The sequence below is a fragment of the Paenibacillus sp. 1781tsa1 genome, assembly GCF_024159265.1.
Taxonomy (GTDB): Bacteria; Bacillota; Bacilli; order Paenibacillales; family Paenibacillaceae; genus Paenibacillus.
This window is the reverse complement of record NZ_JAMYWY010000001.1, coordinates 6,541,350-6,554,471: the sequence shown is the minus strand read 5'-3', so window position 1 is coordinate 6,554,471 and position 13,122 is coordinate 6,541,350. Positions and strand designations below refer to the sequence as shown.

The 13,122-nt window shown below is 47.1% G+C and carries 12 protein-coding genes; 9 read left to right on the top strand and 3 right to left on the bottom strand.

From position 1 onward, the window contains the following. Positions 1-124: 124 nt before the first annotated feature. Positions 125-634 (bottom strand): anaerobic ribonucleoside-triphosphate reductase activating protein, encoded by a 510-nt coding sequence (gene nrdG / locus NKT06_RS29310; protein WP_253441533.1) that lies wholly within the window; start codon positions 632-634, stop codon positions 125-127. After that, positions 631-2,592, bottom strand: coding sequence for an anaerobic ribonucleoside triphosphate reductase (locus NKT06_RS29305; protein WP_253441524.1), 1,962 nt, complete (start codon positions 2,590-2,592; stop codon positions 631-633). The genes nrdG and NKT06_RS29305 overlap by 4 nt, the downstream gene beginning before the upstream one ends. A 480-nt stretch (positions 2,593-3,072) precedes the next feature. On the opposite strand from NKT06_RS29305, the gene NKT06_RS29300 reads away from it, so the two are divergent. Both NKT06_RS29300 and NKT06_RS29295 read left to right on the top strand, forming a co-directional pair. Then, the gene (locus NKT06_RS29300; protein ID WP_253441522.1) at positions 3,073-4,710 is read left to right on the top strand and encodes an ATP-binding response regulator; all 1,638 of its coding nucleotides are present in this window, start codon (positions 3,073-3,075) and stop codon (positions 4,708-4,710) included. 173 nt (positions 4,711-4,883) lie between these two features. Beyond that, on the top strand, positions 4,884-5,822 hold the full coding sequence (locus NKT06_RS29295) for an aldo/keto reductase family protein (protein WP_062836849.1): 939 nt from the start codon (positions 4,884-4,886) through the stop codon (positions 5,820-5,822). Between the two features lie 113 nt (positions 5,823-5,935). On the opposite strand, the gene NKT06_RS29290 is transcribed toward NKT06_RS29295, so the two are convergent. Then, positions 5,936-7,048: a GGDEF domain-containing protein gene (locus tag NKT06_RS29290; protein WP_253441520.1), complete on the bottom strand. Its 1,113-nt coding sequence runs from the start codon at positions 7,046-7,048 to the stop codon at positions 5,936-5,938. Between the two features lie 275 nt (positions 7,049-7,323). Between NKT06_RS29290 and NKT06_RS29285 the strand changes: the two genes are divergently transcribed. The 7 genes from NKT06_RS29285 to NKT06_RS29255 all read left to right on the top strand — a co-directional run bounded on the left by NKT06_RS29285 (position 7,324) and on the right by NKT06_RS29255 (position 13,122). Beyond that, positions 7,324-7,719: a Fur family transcriptional regulator gene (locus NKT06_RS29285; RefSeq protein ID WP_036612807.1), complete on the top strand. Its 396-nt coding sequence runs from the start codon at positions 7,324-7,326 to the stop codon at positions 7,717-7,719. Continuing rightward, positions 7,695-8,501, top strand: coding sequence for a winged helix-turn-helix transcriptional regulator (locus NKT06_RS29280; RefSeq protein WP_253441518.1), 807 nt, complete (start codon positions 7,695-7,697; stop codon positions 8,499-8,501). The genes NKT06_RS29285 and NKT06_RS29280 overlap by 25 nt, the downstream gene beginning before the upstream one ends. A 292-nt stretch (positions 8,502-8,793) precedes the next feature. Further along, positions 8,794-10,257: a catalase gene (locus NKT06_RS29275; protein WP_253441516.1), complete on the top strand. Its 1,464-nt coding sequence runs from the start codon at positions 8,794-8,796 to the stop codon at positions 10,255-10,257. A 210-nt stretch (positions 10,258-10,467) separates the two neighbouring features. Continuing rightward, the gene (locus tag NKT06_RS29270; protein ID WP_017691824.1) at positions 10,468-10,884 is read left to right on the top strand and encodes a BlaI/MecI/CopY family transcriptional regulator; all 417 of its coding nucleotides are present in this window, start codon (positions 10,468-10,470) and stop codon (positions 10,882-10,884) included. 1 nt (position 10,885) lies between these two features. Continuing rightward, positions 10,886-11,746: a M56 family metallopeptidase gene (locus NKT06_RS29265; protein WP_253441514.1), complete on the top strand. Its 861-nt coding sequence runs from the start codon at positions 10,886-10,888 to the stop codon at positions 11,744-11,746. Between the two features lie 59 nt (positions 11,747-11,805). Next, on the top strand, positions 11,806-12,219 hold the full coding sequence (locus NKT06_RS29260; RefSeq protein WP_253441511.1) for a DoxX family protein: 414 nt from the start codon (positions 11,806-11,808) through the stop codon (positions 12,217-12,219). 201 nt (positions 12,220-12,420) lie between these two features. Continuing rightward, complete coding sequence (locus NKT06_RS29255) at positions 12,421-13,122, top strand: pirin family protein (protein ID WP_253441509.1); 702 nt, start codon at positions 12,421-12,423, stop codon at positions 13,120-13,122.

Below are 13,122 nucleotides of genomic sequence, written 5' to 3'. Positions count from 1 at the left end.
ATAACTACCTATATAATATATCGTCATGCAATAGAGAAGAAAATAGAGAGAATGGATAAAACATAATTCTTTAGAGATGAATTGGCTGCACGTCAAAAAGACACGAGTCCGCGGGACCCGTGCCTTACAGCATACTGAGCTGCATCGTAACGATGGTTTGAGTGGTTAGTGTTGCAGGCACATCAATCAAGCGTTGATTCCGACTGCCACGGAAGGGCAGAGAGACGTCACGCTCAGCTTGAATATATCGACCGTCGATAATGACGTCGCATAGTCGGGCAAGCTCCGCTCTCGCAGGGTCAGTCATCAGCTCTTCATATTCGAATCCAGTATAAGCCCATACTGTCATATCAGGACGTGCCGTGCGGAGCTGCTGAACCCAGTTCGCACATTCTGCTGCCGAGAAAAAGGGATCACCGCCACACAACGTCACGCCATCGAGCAACGGATGGTTCGTCACTTCATGCAGAATCTGCTGCTGCCGCTCCTCTGTAAAAGGCTCACCCGCTCGAAAGCTCCATGAATCCGGACTGAAGCAGCCTGGACAGGCGTGACGGCATCCGCTGATGAACAACACCGCACGCAGGCCGGTTCCCTCATTCACTGATTCCGGAATGTATCCATATAGATTCACCGGTGTTTCACCCGATCCCGCACTTCAGCCTGCTTCGCAGCATTAAAGCGCACTTTGTAATCTCCGGTCAGATAGCCGGTCACACGGCGTAACCGCTGGAAGTGTACATGGTTCTCGTGGGCTTCACAGCCTGGGCATACCTCCCCGATAACACCTTCATAACCACATGCAGGGCAGCGATCAATGGGATGATTAATGGAAAAATACCCGATATCCTGCGCCAGTGCATACTGCACGATTCGCAGGAAAGCTGCGGTGTTGGCTCGAACGTTGCCGTCAAGCTCCACATAGGAGATTGCTCCCGCATTACATAAAGTATGGAACGGGGCCTCCAGTTCAATCTTGCGATAGGCTGGAAGAGTGTAATAGACCGGGATGTGGAATGAATTCGTATAATACTCCCGATCATTAACTTCAGGAATGAGCCCATATCGCGCTCTGTCGATCTTCGTGAATTTGCCGGATAACCCTTCAGCAGGTGTAGCAAACAGGGTGATATTCAAGTTATGCTGCTCGCTCATCTGATCACAGAACTCTCTCATGGTGCGTATAATGTTCAGCGCTTCACGATGCACATGAGGGTCCTGTCCATGATGGCGTCCATAGAGAGCTGTCATACATTCAGCTAGACCGATAAAACCCAGGGATAACGTTCCATGCTTTAATAGATCCCCAACGGGTTCATTCGGAGCAAGTTGCTCTCCGCCTTCCCATACCCCCTCCCGCATCATGAAGTCTGACGCCTTCGCAGGTTGCACGGTCTGGATACGATACCGATGCAGCAGACCATCCGCAGCATTTTGCATCACGGATTCCAGTGCAGTGTAGAATCCCGCCCGATCGGCAACCGCTCTGTTGCCTTGGCAGATGCCAAACCGAATGCCGAGCTTGACCAGGTTAATAGTATTAAAAGACAGATTCCCTTTACCACTTTGACGATTACGACCAAACCGGTCAGCCAGTGTACGTGTGCGGCATCCCATGGTTGCGATGATCGTATCCGGATCTTCCGGACGATAGAAAGGCAGATTGAACGAGGCATCCACATTGACAAAGTTAGGATACATCCGCCGGGATGAACACGTGACCGCGAGGCGGAACAAATCATAGTTTGGCTCGCCTTGAGCCTGGTTGATCCCTTGTTTACATTGGAAAATATGTTGTGGGAACACGGGAGTCTCCCCGTTGCCCAGGCCACGGATGGTTGCTTCCAGCAATGAGCGTGATACCAACCGTCCTTCCGCTGATGTGCATAAACCATAGTTCAGAGAAGTGAACGGAATCTGACCACCTGCCCGACTGCTCATCGTATTCAGGTTATGAATCAGCGATTCGGCAGCTTGTCCTGTCTCCAGTTCAGTCTCTTCGTAGGCGAAGGCATATGCCCGCGGACACTGATTCTTCGCTTCAATGCTGTCCAGATAAAGTTGTTCATCTTCAAGCAGAGCATGCTCACCAAAAAGCCGTTGTCCTTTGCGATAATGTTTGCGGAACGATCGCTGTACATAAGGGGCCAAATCCCAGTCAATCTTATTAGCCGATACGCCGCCATATTGACTGTTCTGCTGGGATTGGAAGATGATTGCAACCAGAGCCATTGCAGACATGATCGTCTGAGGTGTGCGAACCGAACCGTTACCTGTATTGAAACCCGCAGCCAGCAGACGGTCAAACGGGATAAAGATGCAGTTGGTTGTACCAAGTGCATACTGATCCAGATCGTGTACATACAGATCCCCACTCTCCACAGCTTGAGCAAGCTCTTCCGGCAACACATGACGCAGAGCATGCCACTTGGCGGTCTCCGAACCGAGCCTGCTCATCTTGCCGCTGAAGGAGTCCCCGTTCAGATTCGCATTTTCCCTCAGCGTATCGGCGTCTTCAGCGCCAATAATTCGTCTTCCCAGGTCGGATAATAGATCGGATGCCGGTGGAGTGGCATACTCAAGCAAGTTCATGTAAGGTTCCTCCTAAAATGATTTGATGATCCTTTTATTCACGTTAAATACTATATGTAGATTTGTATTATCCATTTATAAACTATATGTGGTTTTTTGGGTGTGATAATGGTCACACAACTTACTGGACAAAGTGGACTTTCCTTTAATTACTGCGGATAAAGGTTCCCAAAGTCTGAGTAGAAGCGTATAATTTCTAGTTATTCTGCATGTAAAATAACCGAAGTTGGACAAGATGAACTTTGAACATCTGAAAAGGCAATTTGCAATACATTTAGGTTTGTTAAATCATCCGTTCAAGACCTGCTTTTGTCCAAAAAGGGGCTATTGGCAGGGAGTATGATTCTCTTTTACTTCTACGGTGTTAATCATATAAGTATAGATTGTGACAGATATTCGGATTCTTGATGAACCCTTGTACGTGATTAAACATTCTGATATACAGATTTGAAAGTGCAGCTAAGACAAGAGGGGTGAATCATGGGGACGGCAGAAGGCATTACGAGAGGCTTCTATGAAGACATAAAGGAAGCTGCGGCCCATATCGTGGACGTATTAAGCGGGATATTGAAGGTCAATACCATCTTCGTTGCCACGAATGATGGGGTGACGAATGTCATTTTGGAGGCCTTTAATCGTACGGAAGAGTTGATTGTTAAAGGCAGTGAGCTTTCATTTAACGAATCATATTGCAGTTTGGTATTAAAAGATAAGGGTAGCGTTCTTACCATCCAGAATACATGTGAGAACCCAATGACACGCTCCATGGACGTCACGAGTGGGCTTGGGAGTCGTTTCTTCGTGGGGGTACCTATCATGCGAAGATCTGGCGAAGCATATGGAACGATATGTCTAATGGACAACGCTGGTTATGTAATCAGTGAAACGGACATGAAGACGCTGAACGCGATGGCTGTCTTTCTGGGATATGTTGTGGATCTGGAGAGCACCTTGCATGTTCAGGAACGAAAATTGAGTGATTCGGAGCAAATGAAAGAGCAGCTCCAGGCAGAGAAAGAACGCGCCGAATCCGAGGCCATGACCAAATCGCAGATGTTAAAGCTGATGAGTCATGAGATTCGCAATCCGTTGAACGGCATTCTGGGACTGACGGATCTGATGCGTACACCGGATATGCCTGAGGAGCAATCGGAGTATGTAAATATGATTGAGACGAGTGGCAATATACTACTCTCGTTGTTGAACAATATGATGAACTTCAATATTAATGAGGCAGGCAAAACAGTTATCCATGATGATCCGTTCGATCTGGTCGGCACCATTGAAAATACCGTTTATCTCTATGCCGGAATGGCAACGGGCAAGAATGTTGAACTGGGATTGAATCTTGATTTGAATGTGTCGCAAGTATTTGTGGGTGATGAGACCAAGATTGGACAGATGCTTGCACATGTCATTCAATATGCTCTTGATTCAACGCGTGAAGGCTCAGTTCTCATCACGGCAGTGGTGAACGGAGAAGACACAGAGGAGACGGGAACACTTCTGCTCAAGGTGAAGTACACCGGTCAGATGTTATCCGATAAGAGATTGCGTACCGTAAACGGCCAAGATGAAAATTTGGATATCCAAAAACTGATCGGAAGCAATCTGGGTTTGGCAGTAAGCCAAAATCTTGCCATTCTCATGCATGGCCGTATTCAGGTGAGTAGTGCGGGGGAGAACGAGACGGAATTCCATATTGCCCTTCCCTTAGGCAGATACTGGGAGTTACCTCAACTGGCAAGTATTCAGCAGCGGTTAAAAGGGAAAAAGGTGCTGCTTGCCAAGGACCCTGATATATTGCAAGGTGTTTCTTCCCTGATGCGCAGATGGGAGATGGATGTGCATATGACCTCAGGTTCGAGTGTAGCGCATGAGTGGATCAAGGAGGGCTTCAAGCCGGATGTGGCCGTTGTAGATATGGGACTACAGGAAGGCGGCGCAGTTGATTTTGTACATGAAATGAAACAACGGCTGGAGAACCTGCCCGTCATTGCTCTGATTCCATATGGTATGCACATTGACCCGCATGAAGCGGAAACCTTTGATGCTGTTCTGACGAAGCCGGTCAGACAAGCTGATCTGTTGAATGCATTGAGTATTACTCTGCCTTAAACGAGCAGCCGGATGGAGAGTTATCTCAGTTGGCGCACCTGCTACGGGTGCGCTTCTTTGTTCCCCTTTGGATTTTTCCATTTTCTGCGTCAAAGCCCTTTTAATCCGAGCTGATTACGTTACAATAGAATGTGAACTTCATCTTTATAACCATAGAGGAGGATATGCAATCAATGGATTATCGCAGATTGGGTGGAAGCGGACTGAAAGTAAGCGAGATCAGCCTTGGAAGCTGGCTGACGTACGGAGGGTATGTGGAACGTGAAAATGCGGTGAAATCAATTGAAACTGCATTCGATGAAGGCATCAACTTTTTTGATACAGCCAATGTGTACGAACGGGGTGCAGCAGAAGAACTGCTTGGACAGACGCTCAAAGCGTATTCTCGTGACTCCTACGTGCTTGCAACGAAAGTATTTGGCAAAATGGGGGATGGTCCGAATGACCAGGGGCTCTCTCGTAAACATATTAAGGAACAATGTGAAGCCAGCTTGAAGCGCTTAGGCGTTGAATATGTGGATATCTATTACTGCCATCGCTATCATACCGAGACACCAATTGAAGAAACACTCCGCGCGCTCGATGATCTGGTGCGTCAGGGCAAAGTGCTGTATGTTGGTGTCAGCCAGTGGACTGCGGCTCAGATGGAAGCTGCCTTGGGTACAGCAGATCGATTGCTCTTGGATCATATCGTGGTGAATCAGCCGGTGTACAATATGTTTGACCGCTATATCGAAAATGAAATTATTCCGCTGGGTGAGCGTAAGGGTATCGGACAAGTGGTATATTCCCCGCTTGCTCAAGGTCTATTGACGGGGAAATATACGTCCGTTTCAGATATCCCCGAGAATAGTCGTGCAGCTAAGCTAGGATGGGACGAAGGGAAGATCAATGCGGATCGCATCGGGAAAGTTCGTCAATTGATTGAAGTGGCGGACAAGCTGGATCTGAAGGTTGGGCAACTGGCCTTGGCCTGGATTCTGCGCCAGAACAATGTATCCAGTGCACTTGTAGGGGCGAGTCGTCCTGAGCAGGTAAAAGAAAATGCGGCTGCATCTGGCGTGAAGCTGGATGCTTCCATTATCGAGGAGATTGAGGGTATACTTGCCTGATTCCAGTCAGGTATTCGTCTGAGATGATGTGTATTGAGGTATAAATCAAGGGATGTCCTGTACGCCTGATTGGGCGTGCAGGACATCCCTTTTTGAAGTGGAGCATGCCAGCTTTAAAGTGTAAGAGGGAAGGACCGTAAAGGTAAGATACATACACGGTTACGTCCTGTATTCTTGGCTTCGTATAGTGCACGGTCAGCCTGTTCGAAGAAGTCGTTATCGTCATGATCCACACAATGATCCGGATACACGGCTACACCAATGGAGATGGTTAGACGTGTGGTGTGCCCGTCAGGCAGGGCAAAGTGATATTTCTCTACTGCCTGACGGATAGATTCGGCGATAGCCATGGCCTGCCGTTGTCCACAGTCAAGCAAGAGAATAGCGAATTCTTCACCACCGTTTCTTGATACGATATCGGCGGAACGTGCGTGTTCAACAAGAAGTTGTCCGAGTTGCTTCAGAACGGCATCGCCAGCCGAATGACCAAAGGTGTCGTTTACCTTTTTGAATCGGTCAATATCGATGGCAAGCAAGGACAGCTTTTGTTGGTAATCCCGCGCATGCTGAAGTTCCGATAGAAGTGATTTTTCGAACTGTCGCCGATTGCTAAGGTTGGTAAGATGATCGGTAGATGCTCTTCTCTCCAAAAGAAATAACATCTCATTGGATTTATTGATGAATTCTGCGATGAAATAGATAAATATTCCACCGACAAAGGAAATGGTCATTTGTAACGGATATACCTTCATTAATGAATTCATGCTGTCCGTATTCAACATAAGGATAATAAAGATTAACGTTATGCCGAGCAGATTCATCGTAATAATTTTGGTCAGTCTGGACCAGGAAGCATAGGCGAAGTATACACCGGACAGCCCGATCAGAGTCATGACAAATCCTGCATCTATGGCAGAGGATGATATACCGAACATCAGAATACGCAGGACCGAGATCACAAGCCCCGTAACGACCGAAGCCAATCCTCCCAGATATACCGCTGCGGTAACGATGGCCAGATGCCGTAGATCTACAATCGTAGTCTCGTTTAGAGGGAAAGAATAGTTCATGAGTACCGTGCCGTATATACCGAATAATAAGCCACCGATCAACTGAACACGTAATGAGGGAAAAGGCAATCGGATATTATAGAACTTCGCGATGATCGCGGACACATACATAAACGTAATCATGACACAGATATTAATGAAAAAAGTGCTAAACAACCGACATTCCCCCCTTTTTACGCACATCCCTATATTTTATCTGAAAAGTGGTGTCGTAGCGAACCATATTATCCCAAAATTATGAGGAGATTGCTGGGAAAGGTGTTTTATTTGCATATACAGGATGTTGGCGTGGATATTGACTTCAATATACAATAAGATTTATACTTAATCTAAATCAAAATGTATTCCTTCTTTTTAGGGAAGACCATCATAAGTAGAAGATCAGTGTCTGATTTCATATAAAATGGATCAATGATAAAGGAGAAATGGTTGTGAGAACTTTAAATCTGACGATACAACGGCAAGCGGTATATGATGTGGTGCGCCATTCGGAGGATCACCCGACAGCTGCTGATGTTATGAATCGACTTGTGGAACAAGGATATAATCTGGCCTATGGTACGGTGTATAATTCTCTTCGTTATCTGACGGACAAAGAATTGATACGGGAGCTTAAACTCGGAGAGACAGCAAGCCGGTACGATGCCCGTATGGATGATCATCAGCACATTATGTGTGAAGTGTGCGGCAAAGTGGACGAGGTGATGACAGAGGTTCCTCCACAATGGATGAAACAGGTAGCTGAAGAAACCGGATATGCAATCGATCATGCTCATGTGGTCTTTGGAGGTGTCTGCGGGGAATGCAGAAACAAACGGATCAAGTAAAAATAAAAGTTCCTGGCCGCCGCTTACCGCTTAGGGTTAAACCCGCTTTGTCTGATGCAGCACCCCTTGTGGACAATTGTCCTGTTACAAGGCGTGTTATTCTGATTAGCCCGATGCCAGGGCAGGTTCATGAACTGGTAAAGGCCTTAACGGATAGCTGCTTCGATGTACTGGTCTTTCATCGCTGGGAACCGGATCTGCATGAGCGTCTTGTCTTCGATCTGTTGATCTATGATCTGTCTGTTGCCGGAACGATCGATGCATTTGCCGGTATTAGCAGCCGATTGAATCGTGAGGCTGAGCATACAACCCCTTGTTTGTATCTGGTCGGTGAGAAGATGATCGGCAGCGCGAGTGGACCGATGCTTCAGGAGGAATTGCTGGTGTGGCCTGCACGCCCGCAGGAAGCACTTTACCGGGTGCAGCGTATGATTGGCAACAGTCCTGCTCTGCCCAAACGTGGATTTTTGCCTGAGGAAGGGCAGCGTGTCGGATTCAAAGATCTGTGGCTCGATCGTGAACGGATGAGTGTGCAGCGTGATAATAACCGAATTCATCTAACCAAGACCGAATATGATTTGTTACTCAAGCTGATTGATGCCAAAGGTGCAGTCATTTCCCGTGAGGAGATGCTCAGCGATATCTGGGAGACAGACTTTACGGGTGGAAGTAATGTGGTCGATGTTCATATCAAAAGCTTACGCAAAAAATTGGGCGATAACGCGTCTTCGCCTCAATATATCGTAACAGTAAGAGGAGTGGGCTACCGCCTGGCGGATTAGTCCGCTTTTTTTCTTGCCTAATTTTATCGTTCACCTCATGTATTTTCGGGTAAAGCCTAATAGATAGAGTACATCCGAACCATTTCCTTAAAGACATGTTCATAGTTCATTCATGAAGTGTTGAAGAATCTCATCTTAATCTCATGTGAACCTCATGCAAGAGCAGAGTGTGACATGTTAGAATCAATTTAACAGTTAGATCAAGTCTAAATGTATATTTATATCGAAGCCGAATATGATTTTAATAGTAGATATATAGCAGCCGTGAGACCCATTAGAGGAGGACGACAGGATGACAGAACGTATGACAACGAATCAGGGAGCACCTGTAGGTGACAACCAGAATTCCCGCACAGCAGGCAGAAGAGGGCCGACACTGCTTGAAGACTACCATCTCATTGAGAAAATTGCCCACTTTGACCGTGAACGTATTCCCGAAAGAGTCGTACATGCAAGAGGTGCCGGAGCTCATGGTGTATTCACGTTGGAGCAGAGTATGAAGGCTTATACAACAGCGGACTTCCTGCAAGATCCGGGTACGGAGACGGATGTGCTGGTTCGTTTTTCGACCGTTATTCATGGTACAGGATCACCGGAGACTGCACGAGATCCGCGTGGATTTGCTGTCAAATTCTATACTCGGGAAGGTAACTATGATATCGTCGGTAACCATCTGCCTGTGTTCTTCATTCGTGATGCGATGAAGTTTCCCGATATGGTTCACTCTCTGAAGCCGGCTCCGGATACAAACATTCAGGAACCCGCCCGATATTGGGACTTTATGACCCTCTCTCCAGAATCAACACATATGATGACCTGGTTGTTCTCAGATCTGGGCACACCGGCAAGTTATCGTGAGATGGATGGTTTCGGCGTACATGCTTTCAAATGGATTAATGCACAAGGGCAGGTCCACTATGTGAAATACAAATGGGAGTCTGCACAGGGCGTACGAGGCTTCTCTCGTCAGGAAGCTGCCGAAGTACAGGGGCAAGACTTTAATCATGCTACCCGGGACCTGCATGAACATATCAAGAACGGGCAATACCCACAGTGGAAGTTACAGGTACAGCTCTTGAAGCCAGAGCAAATGGATGATTTTGCTTTTGATCCACTCGACCCAACCAAAACATGGCCTGAAGATGTACTGCCGTTCCATACAGTAGGGACCATGACCCTGAATCGGAATCCGCAAAACTTCTTTGCTGAAGTGGAGCAGGCGGCCTTTTCTCCTAGTGCGCTTGTACCCGGAATTGAGCCTTCCGAAGACAAATTGCTGCAAGGACGCCTATTTTCCTATCCAGATACACAGCGGCACCGTCTTGGAACGAACTATTTGCAGATTCCGGTGAATTGCCCGTACGCACCTGTTCGTAATCACCAGCGTGATGGACTCATGAATGTGAATCAGGACCCATCTCCGGTGAACTATGAACCGAACAGTTCCGGAAACAGCCCGCAGGAAGATCCGGCATACCGGGACAGTCAGGTTCCATTGCAAGGGCATGTTACACGCGAGAAAATCGAAAAAACGGATGATTACACGCAAGCAGGAGAGCTTTTCCGTTCATTTACCCCTGTAGAGCAGCAGCATTTGCTGGATAATCTGATCAATGACCTCAAGGGAGTATCTGTTGATATTCAAATGCGTGCCCTGTGCCACTTCTTCCGGGCGGATGGACAGCTTGGCGGACGTTTGGCTCATGGACTTGGTGTGGATATTTCTGCACATATGCCGTCACAGGATGGAAAATAAAGCACAGTAAAACCATGTTCTCACAACATCATATGGACTGATATTCGGTGAAGACCGGGCAAACCGTGAACGTACGGAATTTCCCGGTTTTTCGCTTTTTTTTGCTGAAATGGAAAACAAATTTACAAATCATTTACATAAAATAGCTGACATAGAGGTTGACTTCTCATTTGATGGCACTACAATGGGTAGTGTGAGGGGTGTCAGAACATGAGAATACACAATTTCAAAGTGGGTGAGCGTGGGCTCAACCGATTTTTCGGTCCGCTGGAGGCCAAGATTATGGACATTTTATGGGCTCGTCCTGGCAGCAGCATCCGTGAAGTGCAGACCGCACTTGAACAAGACAAAGACGTCAATTTTAATACAGTCATGACCGTGATGAACCGGCTCGTGGATAAGGGACTTCTCGGAAAGTCACAAAAGGGCAGAACATCTTTGTACCAACCGGTACAGAGCAAGGAGGAGTTTATGAACGACCAATCCAAGGAACTGTCACATGAGTTGGTGGATGAATTCGGAGCTTTGGCATTGAATCATATGCTGGATGCGCTGGACGAAGCAGATGCAGGTCTGATTGAACGCCTGGAACAGAAGATCAAGCAGTGGAAAAAGGATAGCGATTAATATGTGGAAGACCCGCTCGAAACTTTTGTTTACCGTCGGGTTTGGCATTCCGTTACTCGTGTTCATGCAGATGTTCATGTACGCGATGTACAAAATCTTTGGCTGGGATATCCCGTTTAATCTGCTCTGGCTCTGCAATCATTGGATGAGTCGACTGGGTTGGTTATCCGTGGGACATTTCCTGCTGGCACTGGTATTGCTGACATTTGCGGGAACAGGCTGGTTGCTAACGGTACGTATGATGAAAACACGGGCAGCGATCCACAAGCTCCGCTCCATGGAGATTCGGGCGCTATCCCGTGAGTTGGAGTCCACATATCATGATCTAGGACAGCCAAGTTTCATTGTGGTGGACAAGCTTTCACCCGTCGCATTTACCATTGGTCTATGGAGGCCCTATATTGTACTTTCCACTGGGCTACTGGACATGCTTGATGCGGAAGAGGAAGTAGCGGTTGTCTATCATGAAGTACACCATCTGTGGCACCGTGACCCTCTGAAGACGACACTGCTATCGGTATTTGCAATTATGATGCCGTATATTCCTGTCTTAAAGCACACTTCAAAGCAATATCATATCGTTCGAGAAATTCTGGCAGACAATGAGGCCATTGAGCGTACAGGCAATGTGGCAGGCATTGGCAGTGCTTTGCTCAAGTTGCTCCGTGCTTGTCCTGAACCTTGGGGAGCAAAAGACCTGACCGTTCAATCCTCATTTGCAGATACGTCGGTGAATGTCCGAATTTCACGTCTATTGGACCCGGAAAAGGACGTGACGCTGAGATTGCCACGTTATGCTGTTCTGATGTCGGCTACTGTTTTTCTATTGCTGTCTATCTTGTTTGTTTGGTCCATCGGATAGATTAATCTGGGTAAATGTGAGGTCGAATATGTCGAATATAACGAGAAAGGAAGATGAACATGAATAATAAAAGTGTAGAGATTGGACTGCTTTTCTCCAGGATTATGATTGGTTTGATCTTTGTATTGCATGGTTGGAGTAAATTCGAAGGTGGAATTAGCGGTACGGTAGGATTTTTTGAAAGTATCGGTATTCCCGGATTTCTCGCATCCGTTGTAGCGATTATTGAGTTGGTAGGTGGTGCAGCGATGATTCTGGGTCTCGGAACACGTGTGTTTGCTGCTCTGTTTGTTATCGTTATGGGTGGTGTTCTGCTTACAGCCAAAGTGGGTCAGCCATTCATGAGTGGTACCGAGTTCGATTACCTGCTGTTGGCGGGTTCACTGACACTGCTTTTCACAGGAAGCCGTTTTCTGGCTGTGGATTATCTTTTCTCCAGACAGGGGAACGCTCGCCAGAATGTGAGTGCTTGAAGTGACTAACGATTGTTAAATTAATAATGAAGTTCAGGATTAGTCCTGTAACGAGGTTCTTTATTGGCCAGGCCGGTTCGGAAATTGTATTTGCGAACCGGCCTGATCGGTAGAGAACTTTTTTAGTTTGGACGACATGCCTGTGGTTTGTTACAATGAGAATAAGTATGCAACTAAGAAAAAATAAGGAGGATGCATTTTATGATTAACGTCATTCCATCCGATGCCCGCTCCAGCTTTGATCGAGGCTGGCTCCGTGGTAGTCACAGCTTTTCTTTCGGAGAATACCAAGACCCGGAGAATACGGCGTTTGGACCAATGCGGGTAGCGAACGACGATGTAATTGCGCCTGGTCGCGGTTTTGGAGCTCACCCGCATAGTGATATGGAGATTGTGTCCATCGTACTCAGAGGCAAGCTACGACATGAAGATAATCTGGGTAATGTCGCCGTTACAGGTTTTGGCGGTATTCAGCGAATGTCAGCAGGCAGTGGCATGATTCATACCGAGCATAATGCATCCGATACCGAAGAAGTACGTCTGCTTCAGCTCTGGTTCATGCCGCATACGAAAGGGCTGCAACCCTCGTATGAGACCACATCATTTGATCCAGCGGCACTGGCAGGAGCATTCGTGCCGATTGTATCCCCAGATGGAGGACCAAGAGTTGCGAGCATTCATCAGGATATGACGATCTACCTTGGCCGATTAGCCAAAGACGAAACGTTTACCTTTAATCAGGATGCAGGCCGTCGGATGTACATTTTCTCCATCGAAGGCAAGCTGGGATTGGATGGAGAGTACCTGTTGAGCGAAGGTGACACGGCTCGTGTGGAACAGCGAGATTCAATCGAACTGCAAGCAAACGAAGATACGTTCTATATGATTATTGATTTGCCGTAG

Bases quoted from the DNA above. Each gene is read 5' to 3' on its own strand.
- NKT06_RS29300 (WP_253441522.1), top strand. From the start codon at position 3,073: ATGGGGACGGCAGAAGGCATTACGAGAGGCTTCTATGAAGACATAAAG.
- NKT06_RS29265 (WP_253441514.1), top strand. From the start codon at position 10,886: ATGTGGAAGACCCGCTCGAAACTTTTGTTTACCGTCGGGTTTGGCATT.
- NKT06_RS29305 (WP_253441524.1), bottom strand. From the start codon at position 2,592: ATGAACTTGCTTGAGTATGCCACTCCACCGGCATCCGATCTATTATCC.
- NKT06_RS29275 (WP_253441516.1), top strand. From the start codon at position 8,794: ATGACAGAACGTATGACAACGAATCAGGGAGCACCTGTAGGTGACAAC.
- NKT06_RS29270 (WP_017691824.1), top strand. From the start codon at position 10,468: ATGAGAATACACAATTTCAAAGTGGGTGAGCGTGGGCTCAACCGATTT.
- NKT06_RS29295 (WP_062836849.1), top strand. From the start codon at position 4,884: ATGGATTATCGCAGATTGGGTGGAAGCGGACTGAAAGTAAGCGAGATC.
- NKT06_RS29255 (WP_253441509.1), top strand. From the start codon at position 12,421: ATGATTAACGTCATTCCATCCGATGCCCGCTCCAGCTTTGATCGAGGC.
- NKT06_RS29280 (WP_253441518.1), top strand. From the start codon at position 7,695: ATGCAGAAACAAACGGATCAAGTAAAAATAAAAGTTCCTGGCCGCCGC.
- NKT06_RS29260 (WP_253441511.1), top strand. From the start codon at position 11,806: ATGAATAATAAAAGTGTAGAGATTGGACTGCTTTTCTCCAGGATTATG.